The organism is Mesorhizobium sp. NZP2298 (assembly GCF_013170825.1).
In the GTDB taxonomy this organism is placed as follows: Bacteria; Pseudomonadota; Alphaproteobacteria; order Rhizobiales; family Rhizobiaceae; genus Mesorhizobium.
This window is the reverse complement of the sequence record NZ_CP033365.1, coordinates 5,432,395-5,447,435: the sequence shown is the minus strand read 5'-3', so window position 1 is coordinate 5,447,435 and position 15,041 is coordinate 5,432,395. Positions and strand designations below refer to the sequence as shown.

Genomic DNA, 15,041 nt, shown 5'->3' with positions numbered 1-15,041 from the left:
GCTTTCGCCATGAAGGCCGATGAACTCGCCTCTGCCAGCCAGCACCCGCCAGCGGCTCGACGACCTGCTCGTCCAGCGCGGCCTGTTTGCCAGCCGCTCGCGTGCCCGCGACGCGGTCGAGCGTGGCACGGTGACGGTCGACGGCACCATTGCCCGCAAGCCCGGTCAGAACGTTTCGCCGCAATGCCTTGTTGCCATCGATGATCCGGCGCAAGGCTATGTCTCGCGCGCGGCGCTGAAGCTGATCGGCGGGCTCGACCATTTCAGCCTCGACCCAGCCGGCCGCGAAGCGCTCGACATCGGCGCCTCGACCGGTGGGTTCACCCAGGTGCTGCTCGAACGCGGCGCGTCCCATGTCACGGCAATCGATGTCGGTCACGGCCAGATACATCCTGATGTCGGTGGTGATCCGCGCGTGACGGTCATCGAAGGGCTGAACGCCCGCGATCTCACCATCGCCGATCTTGCCGGCCGTGTTCCCGGTTTCATCGTCTCCGACGTCAGCTTCATCTCGCTGAAGTTGGCGCTGCCGCCGGCGCTCGCCATTGCGAAGCCTGGTGCCGCCGCGGTCTTTCTGGTCAAGCCGCAATTCGAGGCGGGTCGCGAGGCGATCGGCAAGGGCGGCCTCTTGAAAGACCCCTTCGATGCCGCCCGGGTCGCTGGCCTGCTGCAGGATTGGCTGGACGCCGTGCCCGGCTGGCGCTCGCTCGGCCTGCATCTGTCGCCAATCGAAGGCGGCGACGGCAATCGCGAATTCCTGCTCGGTGGGATCAAGGATCGATGAGCGCGCGCTTCACCATCAAAAAGCTTGGCGCCCAGGGCGACGGCATTGCCGAGACCGAAGGTGGCGATCTGTTCATTCCCTTTACGCTGCCCGGCGAGATCGTCACCGCCGCGCGCGAGCGGGATCGCGCCACGTTGATGGCGGTGCTGGAGGCTTCGCCGCTGCGCATCGAGCCGGCCTGCCGCCATTTCACGGAGTGCGGAGGCTGTGCCCTCCAGCATTTCGAGGCCGAAGCCTATCGCCAGTGGAAACGCGAGAAGGTGGTGCACGCCCTGAAGGGCAAGGGCATCGAGTGCGACATCGACGCGCTGGTTGCCTGCGCGCCGCAGACGCGGCGCCGTGTCGTGCTTGCCGCGCGTCGCAGCGATACAGGGATGCTGCTCGGCTTCAATCGCCATCTGTCGCCGGAAATCATTTCCATATCGGAATGTCCGATCTCGCTGCCCGAAATCGTCGGAGCGCTTGGCCAGTTGAAGGCGCTCGCCGACTTGATATGCGCCACCACCAAATCGTTCCGGATGGCGGTCACCGTGACGGGTTCCGGCCTCGATGTCGCGGTGCATGAATCCGGCAAGCTCGGCGAACACCAGCGCCGCATCGCGTCCAATTTTGTCCTTGCGCAAGGTTTTGCCAGGCTGTCCATCGATGACGAGATCATCATCGAGCCGAGAAAGCCCGTGGTGATGTTCGGCAGCGTCGCTGTCGCCGTGCCGCCGGGTGCCTTCCTGCAGGCAACCGAAGCAGCCGAGCAGACCATGGCCGAGATTGTCGGCGGACATCTGAAGCGCGCCAAGAAGATCGCCGATCTTTTCGCAGGCTGTGGCAGCTTTGCGCTCCGGCTTGCGGCGAAGTCGGAAGTCCATGCGGTGGAGGGCGATGCGGCGGCACTTTCGGCGCTCGACCGGGGATCACGCTTCGCGACTGGCATCAAGCGGGTGACGGGCGAACGCCGCGACCTGTTCCGCCGACCCTTGACCTTCAAGGAGTTGAACGCCTTTGACGGTCTTGTCTTCGATCCGCCGCGAGCGGGTGCCGAGGACCAGTCGAAGCAGGTCGCCCGCTCGGACGTTCCGTTTGTTGCCGCGGTGTCCTGCAACCCGGTGACGCTGGCTCGCGACCTGCGCATCCTCCTCGACGGCGGCTACACCTTGAAAAGCGTGACGCCGATCGACCAGTTCCTGTGGTCGCCGCATGTCGAGGCGGTCGCCCTGCTGGAAAAGCCCAGGAAAAGGCGCGGCTGAGCCGGACAATGATCACGTTTCGTTGAAACCGGGGAATCCGACCGCTTGATACCGAAAGACGTCGGATTAACGCCGCAAAGCCGCCTTTTTGCGCAAGCCTAGTCTGGGCTCTGGGGCGGAAGCATCGTCACTCTCACCTGACGGATGATCGTAATGCGGACGGTCTTGAAATTCCTTGCTTTCTTCCTCGCTTTCTCCATTTTGGCATTCGGCTCGATGGCCGGGGCGCTGGCGCAAGGCGAAAAGCGCCTTGCCTTCGTCATCGGCAATGCCGCCTATCCCGCCAGCGCCCTGACGACGCCGGCCAATGATGCGGGCTTGATCGCCCAGACATTGCAGGCGGCCGGGTTCGACGTGGTCGGCGCGCGCGACGTTGACCAGGAATCGCTGCGTGGCGCCTATCGCGATTTCCTCGCCAAGGTGACCGCGGCCGGCCCCGACGCGGTGGTATTTGTCTATCTAGCCGGGCAGGGATTGCAGTTCGAAGGCGAGAACTATTTCGCGCCCGTCGATGCCGAGATCGCCAATGCGGCTGACGTGCCGATGGCCGCGGTCCGGGTTTCCGACCTTACAAAGCCGCTTGCCGCGCTGCCGACGAAGGTCAACATCGTCGTGCTCGATGCGGCGCGGCCAAATTCTTTCGCCAAGTCGAACCAGCCGCTGGCCGGGGGCCTCGCACTCGTCGATCCCGACCCGAACATGCTGATTGCCTTCAACGCTGCCCCAGGCACGGTCGCGCCGGAAGGCAAGGGGCCGTATGGGGCCTATGCCCAGGCGCTTGCCGAGATGATCAGGGATGGTGGCCTGCAGCTAGGCGATGTGTTTGACCGCACACGGCTGCGGGTCAATGAAGTGACTGATGGCGCGGAGGTGCCTTGGAACGCCTCCAAGATCACCGATCCCTTTGTCTTCTTCGACCGCGGCCCGGATGCTCCGGCGCCGCAGGTCTCCGCCGCCGAGGTGCGTACCAACCGAACCAGGGAGATACGCGATTTCGACGCGCATGATGCCTATATCGCGGCTCTGGATCGCGACACGATGCGCGGCTACGAAGATTTCATCGTCGCTTATCCGCATGACCCGATGGCCAGGCGCGTGCGCGCGATCCTGGCGGCGCGGCGCGAGGCGATCACCTGGCGCCAGACCTGGCTCAGGGACACGCCCGAAGCCTACTGGTCCTATCTCGATCGCTATCCGCGTGGCCCCCATGCCTGGGACGCCCGCCGCAGGCTTGAGCATTTCGACGCTGCCCTGGAGCCGCCGCAGAATTTCGCGGTCTATGACTATGACGTGCCGCCGCCTCCGCGGGAAGAGATCGCCTATGTCGACCGGCCCGTGCTCTATTTCGACGATCCGGAATTCGACTTCGATCCACCGCCGCCCGTGGCGGTGATCTTCCTGCCGCCGCGGCCGCGCGACTTCATCGAATTGCCACCACCGCCGCCGCCGGTCGGGATATTCGTTCTGCCGACGCCTGTCTTTGTGCCGGTGCCTGCCTGGGTGAACCCGCCGCATGACATCCTCCCACCGCCGAACGACGTCATCTTCAACAACATCCACAACACAACCATCGTCAACAACACGACCATCAACGAGAATCAGGGCGGCCTGACCACCGGCCAGAAGCTGACCGCAGGTGCGGTGGGCCTCGGTGCGGCCGCGCTTGCGACCAAGGTGGCGCTGCCGGCCTTCCTGCAGAAGAAGGAAGCCACGCTCGCCAAAATCAATCCGGGTGGCTTGCCGTCGAAGCTTGTCCGGACGGGCCAGCAGAACGGCGGCGCGCCGCTGCCGAAAACACTGCCGGCGGACAGGCTGGCCGGTCACGCTCTGCCCGGCGCCGATGGCAAGACACTGCCGCTTGTCAACGGCAAGCCGGTCCTCAGCGGTCAAAACCAGACCAACGACAAATCTCGCAAATTGTTGCGCAAGCAGGGCCTTGCTGGTGCCGCGGCGACCGCCAATGGCGCGGGGCCGGTGACCAATGGACAGGGCAAGGCTCCCAAGTTCCACAAGCTACCAGCCGGCGCCATCGCGCCTGCCGGCAATGGGCAGAATGCCCAGTTGAAACCGAAGATCAAAAATCCCGCGGCGCTCAACGGCCAGATCGCGGCCAATGGCAAATTCAAGAAGCTTCATGGCCAGGGCGCCGGCGGCCCGGACACGACGAATGGGGCAGTCAATGGACAGGGCAAGGCCCCCAGATTCCACAAGCTGCCGGCCGATGGCGGGCCGGCGGGCGACAAGGTCTCGAGCGGCAATCCGCGTCGCCAATTCAAGCAGCAGGCACAGGCATTTCCGAAGCCGCAGAAGCCGGAATTCCACGCTGCCCAGATGCGGCGGCAGCCGCCGACACAGCAACAGCCGCAGCGGGAGGCTGGCAAGAAGCCGCCGTGCGGGCACCCCAATGAGCCTGCCTGCAAGAGGTAGCGCATGGAGGACGGCGGACATGGCCACACACGATCGCATCACAACCGCGTGGTTGGCTACGGTCAAGATTGCGTGCTGCCCTGGCTCGCTGTTACCAGTCAATGCCGGGGGGCGCTCAAGGGAGTGACCACAATGAGGATTGCAAGCGTTCTGACGTCCATCGCCCTGGCCGGGTTCATTGCGACGGGAACTGCCGCCGCGGCGACGACGGCTGCGACCACGACGGCGCCGGCCGCCACAACGACCGCCCCCGCGAAGAAGGCAAAGACGACTGCCATGACGCCTGAGAAAACCGCGATTTCGAAACAGTGTTCCGCGCTCGCGGATGCCCAGAAACTGCACGGCAAGGCCCGTGAAAAGTTCCGGGCGGACTGCAAGAAGAACGGCGGCAAGGCCACCTGATCTTCGCCTGTTTCACGACTATCGTTGCCAGCCTGCCATTCCGGGGAGGCTGGCGGCGACACCAGAAAATATGGAACCGGGTTTTCGTCTAAGGCCGGTCTCACCTGGGCTCCATCAAGAGCGAATGAAGACGGTCGCGGATCCTCCGAAGGTTTGCGGCGTCTGGACCGCCACGGTCCTGACGGGCCTCTCAGTCCACGAGCTTGGCAACATCCGCAAGGGCCTTCGGCGTACCGCCCCGCCGGTTGATCGAAACCCAGATATTCGGGTTCTGCTGCGACTGGCGTTTCACGAAGTAGTAGCCGGTCGCATTCCAGGGCCTGATTTCGTCGACCAGATTGTCGAGGACCAGATCGCCTTTGTCGGTTTTCACCGTCAGGATGGTGTGGCCTTCATTGTCAAGGTCGTGCACCACGGTCATCAGCAGCGCCTGCCGGGGAAATCCAGCCTCCTGAAGAAGCTTGCGCTTGTAGAGTGCGTAGATCTTGCAGTCGCCCTTGCCGTCAACCGGGTAATCCCAGTGGTCCGTCATCGTGCCCCAGTGGTCGAAATTGCTGACGGGTTTGATGGAACTGTTCGCCTTTTGATTTATCCGCTTGAGGATGCGCAGGTTCTGCGCGGTCAGCTTGATGTTGGCGGCCGGCAGAGCGGGCACCTTGCACTCTTTTGGTCGGCGATGGCAGAAATCGATCCAACCGTAGGGGACACTGGTGGGGCCGCCAACGGCCGCGGAGAGTGGCCCATCCGTGGATGGGCGCGTCGATATTCGCTTGAACAAGGTCGATTGCGCCGCCGCCGGGCTGACTTGCAGCGACGTCGCACCGATTAACGAAACGAAGCCAAGCAGGATAGACGAGGTCAGGACGGGGGAATGCCGCATTGCCAAAACCACCACCGCAACGAGGAAGCTGGTGCTGCGTTCGTGCGCAAATGCAGCCCAGGCAGTTAAACACTTAATAATTTCCTAACTTGGATTGTGTTCACTTCAAGGTGCCGACCAGGATTCAGGCCAGAAAACGTCAGCATCAGCTGGTCGCGGAGAGAATACGTTCGACGAAGGCAGGCACCACTTGCGTCGCCGGTCCTTCCATCTGGTCGTCGAAGCGGGAGCCCCAGCCGGCGCATTTCAGGTTGAGTTCGATCGTCAAGGCGCCGGCGGCGCGCGCCTCCTCGACGAAACCCGCCGCCGGATAGACGTTGCCGCTCGTTCCGATCGCCACGAACAGGTCGCAACGCGTCAACGCTTCGCCGATCTCTTCCATTCGGTACGGCATCTCGCCGAACCAGACCACGTCGGGCCGCAACCGTCCCTTCGCACCGCAGGCTGGGCATCCGGAGTGAACGGCGATGTCGCCGGCCCAGGGGCTGCTTCCGCCGCAGTCCTGGCAAAGCACGCGGCCGAGCTCTCCATGCATATGGATCAGGTTTCGCGAGCCCGCGCGCTCATGCAGATCATCGATGTTCTGGGTGACGAGAAGGATGTCGCCTCGGATTTCGCGCTCCAGCCTGGCCAGTGCCGCATGGGCCAGGTTTGGCTCGACGCTGTCCATTTGTCGCCGGCGCATGTTGTAGAAGTCCTGCACCTTGGCGGGATCGCGGGCAAAACCTTCCGGCGTCGCAACGTCTTCGAGGTTGAATTTCGCCCAGACACCATCGGGGTCGCGAAAGGTCGCGACGCCCGATTCCGCCGAAATGCCGGCACCTGTCAGGATGACGATCCTTGATCTGGGCATAGCCGGGCCGCCTGCATTCGGAAACACCACTTTGGCGGATGATGTTACCGAAACGGCTCCAAGGCCTCAAACCCTTGTGCCGCCGACCGTCATCTGGTTCATTCTGAGATGCGGCTGGCCGACGCCGACCGGCACGCCCTGTCCGGCCTTGCCGCACATGCCGATGCCATTGTCGAGCTTCATGTCATTGCCGACCATCGAGACGCGATGCATGGCATCAGGGCCGTTACCGATCAGCATCGCCCCCTTGATCGGCTGCGTTACCTTGCCGTTCTCGATCATGTAGGCCTCGGTGCAGCCGAACACGAATTTGCCCGAAGTGATGTCGACCTGGCCACCGCCGAAGGAGACGGCATAGATGCCGTTCTTGACCGAGGCGATGATCTCGTCCGGCTCCATGTCGCCAGAAGTCATGTAGGTGTTGGTCATGCGCGGCATCGGCTGGTGCGCGTAGCCCTCGCGCCTTCCGTTGCCGGTGGCCTTCATGCCCATCAGCCGGGCATTCTGCCGGTCCTGCATGTAGCCGACCAGCTTGCCGTCCTCGATCAGCACGTTGCGGGCCGACGGCGTACCTTCGTCGTCGACCGTGAGCGAGCCACGCCGCTCCGGGATTGTGCCGTCGTCAACCACGGTGACGCCCTTGGCGGCGACCTGCTGGCCCAAAAGGCCGGCGAAGGCCGAAGTCTTCTTGCGGTTGAAGTCGCCTTCCAGCCCGTGCCCGACGGCTTCGTGCAGCATGACGCCCGGCCAGCCGCTGGACAGCACGATGTCGAATGTGCCGGCCGGGGCGGGAATGGCCTCGAGATTGACCAGCGCCTGACGGAGCGCTTCCTTGGCGGCATGCTTCCAGCTGTCCTCGATCAGGAATTCGCCAAAGGCCTTGCGTCCGCCCATGCCGTAGGAGCCGCTTTCCTGGCGGTCGCCGTCGCCAACCACGACCGAGACGTTGATGCGGACCAGAGGCCTGATATCGCGCACCACCTGACCGTCCGCGCGTACGATCTCGACATGCTGCCAGGACGCGGCGAGCGAGGCCGTCACCTGGCGCACGCGCGGATCCTCGGCGCGCAGCCAGGCGTCGATTTCCTGCAACAGCTTTGCCTTGGCCTCGAAGGAAGGCGAGGGGATCGGGTTCTCGTCGCCGTAGAGATGGCGGTTGGTGCGGGCGGGCGGCGTGGCAAGCGTGCCGGAATAGCCGCCCTTGACGGTTGCAACGGCAGCGGCCGCGCGCAGCAGCGAGGCCTCGGAGAGGTCACTCGAATGAGCGTAGCCACTGGCTTCGCCGGCGACCGCACGCAGGCCAAAGCCCTGGTCGGTGTTGAAATTGGCGGTCTTCAACCGGCCATTGTCGAACATCAGCGCTTCGCTCTCGCTGTATTCGAGAAACAGTTCGCCGTCGTCGGCGCCGTTTATGGTGTCGGCAACGATCTGCTTGATGCGATCGTCTGAAATGTCGAATTGGCCGATCAGGCTGTTCATGGCGTGCACCCGTGGGAAGATTGCTTTCCCCCGATGTAGGCGCGAAGCCGCGCCCGCACAATCGGCAATGAAGATCGGCGTCGACGAATGGCGGCGGCCGGTTGATGCAAGCCCGGCTTTCGATTCACGAAAGCCGCGTCAGGGTCCGGTTTCCCGAAAAGGCGGGATCAGGGAAGGGCGGCGAAACCCTCGGCGAAACCTTTGAGATCGACAGGGATGCCTATGCCTTCTTCAGGTGTCTGGAAGACGATGAACGTCGCCGACGTGCCGGTCTTCAGCGTGTCGAGGAGCGGCTTTTCCAGAATGACCTCGGCGTAGCAGCCGTCCTGGAAGCAGCGCACGAAATAGGCGCGGCCGATGTCCTTGCCGTCGACGTTGAGGCCGAGCCCGTTGGGCAACAGCACGCCTAGCGGCGCCAGCACGCGCAGGATTTCGGCCTTGTTGTCGGCGGTGCGCAGCACGACCACCGACAGCCCCATCTCCGGACGATCCTCGGCAACGACATTCTGCATCATGACGCATTGCTCGGAGGTCGCGCCGGCCGGCGTGTCGCAGATGATCGACCAGGCGCCATGCGTCGAGCGCACCGTGCCGCTCGGCTGGGCCGCATAGGCCTCACTCGCGACGAACAGACCGGCTGTGGACAGGACGGCGAGAAACACGACCTTCGCCAGGGCTGTCGAAAGCCCTAGTCTCGTGTGCCTCAGTCTCGAAAGCCAAGAGTTCATGACGGCTCCATTGCGAATCACGGCACTTTAAGCCGCGCCAATGCCAAGTAAAGGACGAGACCGCGTCCGAACTGTCCCGAAACAGGCAATACTGCGCTTTTCCATGCCAATTTTGCCTGAATTGCGACGCTTGGCACGCTCCGCCGGCATGAGGCGGGCGACCCGCCGAACATACGCGATTCGCCGCCGTGGCCGCCGCCACGGAAGAGCCGTGCCAGCTTGCGCGCAAAAATGCCGCACAGTTTCCTCCGCTCCTTTCTTGCGGAGGGAAAAAGAGTATGGTTTGAACCACCTTGAGACTGTCGGGATTCCCGTCCCGGCATTGTTCGTTATTCTCGTTGGCGCAGCCGCGAGGAACTGGGAGACGAAGAGGGCGATGAGAAATTTCCTAGCTGGCGCCAGGTTTCTAGCAAGTGCCAAGTTTCTGAGTGCTTGTGCCGCTGCCACGATTTTTGCCGGTACATCCGCCCATGCCGATCAGCCCGTGGCGTGGGAGACGACCTTCCAGGCGCCGGCGACCGATATGATGCGGCAGATCGAGTGGTTCGGAAACTACACGATGTGGTTCATCGTCCCGATCACCATTCTGGTGCTGCTTCTCCTCGCCTACTGCATCGTGAAATTCCGCGCGAGCGCAAATCCGGTCCCCTCCAAGACCAGCCACAACACGCTGATCGAGGTGATCTGGACTGTTGGCCCGGTCGTGGTCCTGCTCTGCCTCGCTATTCCCTCGTTCCAGCTCCTGACCGCGCAGTACACCCCGCCGGAAGAAGCCAAGCTGACCGTCAAGGCGACCGGCAACCAGTGGAACTGGGATTACGAGTATCAGACCGACAACACGCTTTCCTTCAATTCGGCCATTCTCCAGGATGGCGATCGCGCCAAGGCGGGCAAGGAGGATCGCAAGGTCTATCCGCGCCTGCTCGCCGTCGACAATGAGCTGGTGGTGCCGGTCAACACGATGACGCGCGTGCTTGTCACCGCGACCGACGTGATCCACTCCTTCGCCATGCCGTCCTTCGGCATCAAGATCGACGCCATTCCGGGACGTACCAACGAGACCTGGTTCAAGGCTGAGAAGGAAGGCCTCTATTATGGCCAGTGTTCGCAGCTTTGCGGCAAGGACCATGCCTTCATGCCGATCGCCATTCGTGTCGTCTCGGATGCGCAGTTCAAGACCTGGCTGGCGGCGGCCAAGACCGACCTGCCCGGCGCCAACAAGACGCTCATGGCCGAGGTCGAAGGCCAGAACAAGGTAGCGGCCGCAGGCAATTGATGCCGCGGGTTAGCAAGATTTAGGGAACGGAGCGGAACATGGCAGACGCTGCAGCTCACGACGGGCACGACCACAAGCCTTATCACGGTTGGGTGCGCTGGGTTTATTCGACCAACCACAAGGACATCGGTACGCTCTACCTGATCTTCGCGATCATGGCCGGCATCATCGGCGGCGCCCTGTCGGTTGCCATCCGCATGGAACTGCAGGAGCCTGGCATCCAGATCTTCAGCGGTCTGGCGCAGATGGTCTACGGTATGAACGGTGACGCCGCGATCGATGGCGGCAAGAGCATGTACAATGCCTTTGCCACCGCGCACGCGCTGATCATGATCTTCTTCATGGTCATGCCGGCCCTGATCGGCGGTTTCGCCAACTGGATGGTGCCGATCATGATCGGTGCTCCGGACATGGCGTTTCCGCGCATGAACAACATCTCCTTCTGGCTGTTGCCGCCGGCCTTCATCCTGCTGCTCACCTCGATGTTCGTGCCGAGCGCGCCTGGCGCCTACGGTGTCGGCGGTGGCTGGACGCTCTATCCGCCGCTGTCGACCTCGGGTCAGCCCGGGCCGGCCATGGATCTGGCGATCCTGTCGATCCACATCGCCGGTGCCTCGTCGATCCTCGGTGCCATCAACTTCATCACCACCATCTTCAACATGCGCGCTCCGGGCATGACGCTGCACAAGATGCCGCTGTTCGCCTGGTCGGTGCTGGTGACCGCCTTCCTGCTGCTGTTGTCCCTGCCGGTCCTGGCCGGCGGCATCACCATGCTGCTCACCGACCGCAATTTCGGCACGGCCTTCTTCGCGCCGGACAATGGCGGCGATCCGCTGCTGTTCCAGCATCTGTTTTGGTTCTTCGGCCATCCGGAAGTGTACATCCTGATCCTGCCGGGCTTCGGCATCATCAGCCATATCGTCTCGACCTTCTCGAGGAAGCCCGTGTTCGGCTATCTCGGCATGGCCTATGCCATGGTCGCGATCGGCGCCGTCGGCTTCATCGTGTGGGCGCACCACATGTATACGACCGGCCTGTCGCTCGACACGCAGCGCTACTTCGTCTTCGCCACCATGGTCATCGCGGTGCCGACGGGCGTGAAGATCTTCTCCTGGATCGCAACGATGTGGGGTGGGTCGATCTCCTTCAAGACGCCGATGCTGTGGGCACTGGGCTTCATCTTCCTGTTCACCATCGGTGGCGTCACCGGCGTCCAGCTGGCCAATGCCGGTCTCGACCGTTCGCTGCATGACACTTATTTCGTCATCGCCCACTTCCACTACGTGCTGTCGCTAGGCGCGGTGTTCGCGATCTTCGCCGGCTGGTACTACTGGTTCCCGAAGATGACCGGCTACATGTATTCGCCTGTCATCGCCAACACCCACTTCTGGGTCACCTTTGTCGGCGTGAACCTGATCTTCTTCCCGCAGCACTTCCTTGGCCTGGCTGGCATGCCGCGCCGCACCATCGACTATCCGGACGCGTTTGCCGGCTGGAACTATGTGTCGTCGATCGGCTCCTATATCTCGGCCGTTGGTGTGGTGATCTTCCTCTACGGCGTGTTCGAAGCCTTCCAGAAGAAGCGGATCGCCGGTGCCAACCCATGGGGTGAGGGCGCCACCACGCTCGAATGGCAGCTGCCTTCGCCGCCGCCGTTCCACCAGTGGGAGCAGCTGCCGAAGATCAAGTAAGGCGACTCCCCGCTCGAACACGAAACCGCCGGCCCGCCGGCGGTTTTGGCCAACGGAATGATGGACTTGAGTACGCATGGCCCTAGTCGACGAAACCAGCATTGACGAAGCGGGCTTCCGCATGTCGGAAGCGACGGCGGGCGATTTCTTCGCCCTGCTGAAGCCGCGCGTCATGTCGCTGGTGGTGTTCACAGCCTTCGTCGGGCTGGTCGCCGCACCCGTGACCATCAACCCGCTGCTGGCGGTGATCGCCATCCTTTCGATCGCCATCGGTGCTGGCGCCTCTGGTGCGCTCAACATGTGGTACGATGCCGACATCGACGCTGTCATGACCAGGACGGCCAGCCGTCCAGTGCCGTCCGGCCGCATCCAGCCGCACGAGGCGCTCAGCTTCGGCCTGGTGCTCTCGGTGCTGTCGGTGATGACGCTCGGCGTGCTGGTCAACTGGCTGTCGGCGACGCTGCTGGCCTTCACCATCTTCTTCTACGCCGTCGTCTACACGATGTGGCTGAAGCGCTGGACGCCGCAGAACATCGTCATCGGCGGCGCGGCCGGCGCGATCCCGCCGGTCATAGGCTGGGCCGCGGTGACCGGCTCGGTCAGCCTCGAGAGCATCGTCCTGTTCCTGATCATCTTCCTGTGGACGCCGCCGCATTTCTGGGCTCTCGCGCTGTTCAAGTCCGAGGACTATGAGCGCGCCGGCATACCGATGATGCCCAATGTCGCCGGCCAGGCGTCGACCCGCCGTCAGATCTTCGCCTATGCGCTGGTGCTGGCCCCGGTCGGCGTGCTGCCATGGCTGCTCGGCTACACCACGCCCTTCTATGGCGTGGCCGCCATACTGCTCGGGCTCGGCTTTGTCTGGTACGCCTGGAAAGTGCTCGGCATGGCCGACGACGACCGCGCCATGAAACCGGCCAAGGCGCTGTTCGCCTATTCGCTGCTTTATCTCTTCGCCATCTTCGCTGCCTACCTGGCCGACAGCGTTGTCGAACGCGCGCTTGCCATGGGTGGAGCATGATCATGATCGAGGAAAAGCTCGAGACGGTCACCTTGACCGATCGCCAGAGGAAGGCCCAGCGCAGCCGATCCATCGCCATAGGCGTGGCGCTGGCGGTGCTGGTCGTCATTTTCTACATCGCGACGATCGTGAAGTTCGGCCACAATTTGTCGGGCAAGATGTGATGAGCGTCGAGACGCCTAGAAAGACGGCCGGGAAAAACAGCAACCGCATCGTCGCGGCTGTTTGTCTTGCCTTCTTCACCGGCATGATCGGCATGGCCTATGCCGCCGTGCCACTCTACAAGATGTTCTGCCAGGCGACCGGCTATGGCGGCACGACGCAACGTGTCGAGAAGCAGTATGCCGGCCGCGTGCTTGACCGCGAGATCACCGTCCGCTTCGACGCCAATATTGCCGGCGTGCCGTGGGAGTTCCAGCCGGTCCAGCGCTCGATGACCATGAAGATCGGCGAGACGGTGCAGGCGCACTATCAGGCGACCAACAAGTTCGATCGCCCCGTTACCGGCCGAGCCACCTTCAACGTGCAGCCGGAACTGGCGGGTCCTTACTTCAACAAGGTCGAGTGCTTCTGCTTTACCGACACGTCGCTGAAGCCTGGCGAAACGCTGGACATGCCGGTCCTGTTCTATGTGGACCCCGATATCGTGAATGTGCCGGAACTGAAGGACGTGAAGACGATCACGCTGTCCTACACGATGTTCCCGGTCGAGAAGAACAAGCCGGTCGCCTCCTCGGAGCCGGCCAAGGGCAACAGCAAGACAGTTTCAGATACCGAAGCAAATCTCGGGGGTTGATATGGCAGACGCGCACGCAAAACATCACGACTATCATCTCGTCGACCCGAGCCCGTGGCCTTTCCTGGGGTCGGTAGGGGCGCTCGTCACCGCCTTTGGCGGTGTCGCCCTGATGGAATATCTGAAGGGTGGATCGTTCCCGATCTTCGGCTTCAACATCGCCAATCCGTGGCTGTTCTTCATCGGTCTCGTGATCGTGCTCTACACCATGTTCGCCTGGTGGTCGGATACGATCAAGGAAGCGCATGAGGGACATCACACGCGCGTCGTGTCGCTGCATCTGCGCTACGGCATGATCATGTTCATCGCATCGGAGGTGATGTTCTTCGTCGCCTGGTTCTGGGCTTATTTCGACGCCAGCCTGTTTCCGAGCGAGGCGCAGCAATATGCCCGCACCGCCTTTACCGGTGGCGTCTGGCCGCCGAAGGGCATGGAAGTTCTCGATCCCTTCCATTTGCCGCTCTACAACACCGTTATTCTGCTGCTGTCGGGCACCACGGTCACCTGGGCGCACCATTCGCTGCTGCATGGCGATCGCAAGGGGCTGATCAACGGCCTGGTGCTGACCGTCGGCCTCGGCATGCTGTTCACCATGGTGCAGGCCTACGAGTACATGCACGCTCCGTTCGCCTTCAGGGATTCCATCTACGGCGCGACCTTCTTCATGGCGACGGGCTTCCACGGCTTCCATGTCATCATCGGCACCATCTTCCTGCTGGTCTGCCTGATCCGGGCGATGAAGGGCGACTTTACCCCCAAGCAGCATTTCGGCTTCGAGGCGGCCGCCTGGTACTGGCACTTCGTCGACGTGGTCTGGCTGTTCCTGTTTGCATCGATCTATGTCTGGGGATCGGTCGGCGCGGTGATCGAAGGCCACTGATCCGGGCCTTCAGCATTTGGATTCTGGAAGGCGGCCACGGCGACGGGCCGCCTTCTTCTTTTCGGCGCAATGATCGCCCATCGGTTGCCGATGCGGCGGACAGTTTCCTGGGCGATTTGTGCATTTATTCTCCTGGCGTTCCCGGTCCTTGCGGCTGAGAAGGTCGATTTGGTGCGTGTCCGCAAGGCGGAACGGCGGCTCGAACTGGTCGGCGACGGCAAGGTCCTGCGCAGCTACGGTATCGCGCTCGGAGGAGATCCCTTCGGCCACAAACGCCAGGAGGGCGATCAGCGCACGCCCGAAGGCCGCTATATTCTCGACTGGCGCAACCCCAACAGCATCGCGCACAAGTCGATCCACATCTCCTATCCCAATGCCGACGATCTGGCGGCCGCGAACGCACGCAATGTCGACGCTGGCGGCATGATCATGATCCATGGCCAGCCGAATGGCTTCGGCTGGTGGGGCTGGCTGCTTCAATTGGTCGACTGGACCGATGGCTGCATTGCCGTTACGGATTCCGACATGGACGACATCTGGGCAATGGTGACCGATGGGACACCGATCGAGATCGAGAAATAAC

At 62.7% G+C, this 15,041-nt stretch carries 15 protein-coding genes; 11 read left to right on the top strand and 4 right to left on the bottom strand.

Going from position 1 to position 15,041, the window contains the following annotated elements; translation table 11 throughout:
• The first annotated feature begins 19 nt into the window (after positions 1 to 19).
• From EB231_RS26390 to EB231_RS26375, 4 genes are all read left to right on the top strand, one after another.
• On the top strand, positions 20 to 784 hold the full coding sequence (locus EB231_RS26390) for a TlyA family RNA methyltransferase (RefSeq protein WP_172351385.1): 765 nt from the start codon (positions 20 to 22) through the stop codon (positions 782 to 784).
• The gene (locus EB231_RS26385; protein ID WP_172351384.1) at positions 781 to 2,025 is read left to right on the top strand and encodes a class I SAM-dependent RNA methyltransferase; all 1,245 of its coding nucleotides are present in this window, start codon (positions 781 to 783) and stop codon (positions 2,023 to 2,025) included. Before EB231_RS26390 ends, EB231_RS26385 begins: the two co-directional genes overlap by 4 nt.
• Before the next feature lie 144 nt (positions 2,026 to 2,169).
• Positions 2,170 to 4,452, top strand: coding sequence for a caspase family protein (locus EB231_RS26380; protein WP_172351383.1), 2,283 nt, complete (start codon positions 2,170 to 2,172; stop codon positions 4,450 to 4,452).
• 3 nt (positions 4,453 to 4,455) lie between these two features.
• Positions 4,456 to 4,854 carry a hypothetical protein gene (locus EB231_RS26375; protein ID WP_246740720.1) on the top strand — a complete coding sequence of 133 codons (399 nt, stop codon included), beginning with the start codon at positions 4,456 to 4,458 and terminating at the stop codon, positions 4,852 to 4,854.
• 190 nt (positions 4,855 to 5,044) lie between these two features.
• Here the strand turns inward: EB231_RS26375 and EB231_RS26370 are convergent, their stop codons facing one another.
• From EB231_RS26370 to EB231_RS26355, 4 genes are all read right to left on the bottom strand, one after another.
• The gene (locus EB231_RS26370) at positions 5,045 to 5,734 is read right to left on the bottom strand and encodes a transglutaminase-like cysteine peptidase (protein WP_172353025.1); all 690 of its coding nucleotides are present in this window, start codon (positions 5,732 to 5,734) and stop codon (positions 5,045 to 5,047) included.
• 145 nt (positions 5,735 to 5,879) lie between these two features.
• Positions 5,880 to 6,587, bottom strand: coding sequence for an NAD-dependent deacylase (locus tag EB231_RS26365; RefSeq protein ID WP_172351382.1), 708 nt, complete (start codon positions 6,585 to 6,587; stop codon positions 5,880 to 5,882).
• A gap of 66 nt (positions 6,588 to 6,653) precedes the next feature.
• Positions 6,654 to 8,066 (bottom strand): metalloprotease TldD, encoded by a 1,413-nt coding sequence (gene tldD / locus EB231_RS26360; RefSeq protein ID WP_172351381.1) that lies wholly within the window; start codon positions 8,064 to 8,066, stop codon positions 6,654 to 6,656.
• A gap of 167 nt (positions 8,067 to 8,233) precedes the next feature.
• Positions 8,234 to 8,794: an invasion associated locus B family protein gene (locus tag EB231_RS26355; RefSeq protein WP_172351380.1), complete on the bottom strand. Its 561-nt coding sequence runs from the start codon at positions 8,792 to 8,794 to the stop codon at positions 8,234 to 8,236.
• A 259-nt stretch (positions 8,795 to 9,053) separates the two neighbouring features.
• Here EB231_RS26355 and coxB point away from each other — a divergent pair, with 259 nt between their 5' ends.
• The 7 genes from coxB (at position 9,054) to EB231_RS26320 (ending at position 15,040) form a co-directional block, all read left to right on the top strand.
• Complete coding sequence (gene coxB, locus EB231_RS26350) at positions 9,054 to 10,070, top strand: cytochrome c oxidase subunit II (protein ID WP_172351379.1); 1,017 nt, start codon at positions 9,054 to 9,056, stop codon at positions 10,068 to 10,070.
• Positions 10,071 to 10,108: 38 nt separating this feature from the next.
• Complete coding sequence (ctaD, locus tag EB231_RS26345; protein ID WP_140768894.1) at positions 10,109 to 11,761, top strand: cytochrome c oxidase subunit I; 1,653 nt, start codon at positions 10,109 to 10,111, stop codon at positions 11,759 to 11,761.
• Positions 11,762 to 11,837: 76 nt separating this feature from the next.
• On the top strand, positions 11,838 to 12,782 hold the full coding sequence (locus EB231_RS26340; protein WP_172351378.1) for a heme o synthase: 945 nt from the start codon (positions 11,838 to 11,840) through the stop codon (positions 12,780 to 12,782).
• A gap of 2 nt (positions 12,783 to 12,784) precedes the next feature.
• Positions 12,785 to 12,946 carry a hypothetical protein gene (locus EB231_RS26335; RefSeq protein ID WP_172347042.1) on the top strand — a complete coding sequence of 54 codons (162 nt, stop codon included), beginning with the start codon at positions 12,785 to 12,787 and terminating at the stop codon, positions 12,944 to 12,946.
• Complete coding sequence (locus EB231_RS26330) at positions 12,946 to 13,578, top strand: cytochrome c oxidase assembly protein (RefSeq protein WP_172351377.1); 633 nt, start codon at positions 12,946 to 12,948, stop codon at positions 13,576 to 13,578. Before EB231_RS26335 ends, EB231_RS26330 begins: the two co-directional genes overlap by 1 nt.
• A 1-nt stretch (position 13,579) precedes the next feature.
• The gene (locus tag EB231_RS26325) at positions 13,580 to 14,458 is read left to right on the top strand and encodes a cytochrome c oxidase subunit 3 (protein ID WP_172351376.1); all 879 of its coding nucleotides are present in this window, start codon (positions 13,580 to 13,582) and stop codon (positions 14,456 to 14,458) included.
• Positions 14,459 to 14,548: 90 nt separating this feature from the next.
• Positions 14,549 to 15,040: a L,D-transpeptidase family protein gene (locus EB231_RS26320; RefSeq protein ID WP_172351375.1), complete on the top strand. Its 492-nt coding sequence runs from the start codon at positions 14,549 to 14,551 to the stop codon at positions 15,038 to 15,040.
• The last annotated feature ends 1 nt before the right edge of the window (position 15,041 follow it).

Bases quoted from the DNA above. Each gene is read 5' to 3' on its own strand.
- EB231_RS26375 (WP_246740720.1), top strand. From the start codon at position 4,456: ATGGAGGACGGCGGACATGGCCACACACGATCGCATCACAACCGCGTG.
- EB231_RS26330 (WP_172351377.1), top strand. From the start codon at position 12,946: ATGAGCGTCGAGACGCCTAGAAAGACGGCCGGGAAAAACAGCAACCGC.
- EB231_RS26355 (WP_172351380.1), bottom strand. From the start codon at position 8,794: ATGAACTCTTGGCTTTCGAGACTGAGGCACACGAGACTAGGGCTTTCG.
- EB231_RS26340 (WP_172351378.1), top strand. From the start codon at position 11,838: ATGGCCCTAGTCGACGAAACCAGCATTGACGAAGCGGGCTTCCGCATG.
- EB231_RS26390 (WP_172351385.1), top strand. From the start codon at position 20: ATGAACTCGCCTCTGCCAGCCAGCACCCGCCAGCGGCTCGACGACCTG.
- EB231_RS26335 (WP_172347042.1), top strand. From the start codon at position 12,785: ATGATCGAGGAAAAGCTCGAGACGGTCACCTTGACCGATCGCCAGAGG.
- EB231_RS26325 (WP_172351376.1), top strand. From the start codon at position 13,580: ATGGCAGACGCGCACGCAAAACATCACGACTATCATCTCGTCGACCCG.
- ctaD (WP_140768894.1), top strand. From the start codon at position 10,109: ATGGCAGACGCTGCAGCTCACGACGGGCACGACCACAAGCCTTATCAC.
- EB231_RS26385 (WP_172351384.1), top strand. From the start codon at position 781: ATGAGCGCGCGCTTCACCATCAAAAAGCTTGGCGCCCAGGGCGACGGC.
- tldD (WP_172351381.1), bottom strand. From the start codon at position 8,066: ATGAACAGCCTGATCGGCCAATTCGACATTTCAGACGATCGCATCAAG.
- EB231_RS26320 (WP_172351375.1), top strand. From the start codon at position 14,549: ATGCGGCGGACAGTTTCCTGGGCGATTTGTGCATTTATTCTCCTGGCG.
- EB231_RS26370 (WP_172353025.1), bottom strand. From the start codon at position 5,734: ATGCGGCATTCCCCCGTCCTGACCTCGTCTATCCTGCTTGGCTTCGTT.
- EB231_RS26380 (WP_172351383.1), top strand. From the start codon at position 2,170: ATGATCGTAATGCGGACGGTCTTGAAATTCCTTGCTTTCTTCCTCGCT.
- EB231_RS26365 (WP_172351382.1), bottom strand. From the start codon at position 6,587: ATGCCCAGATCAAGGATCGTCATCCTGACAGGTGCCGGCATTTCGGCG.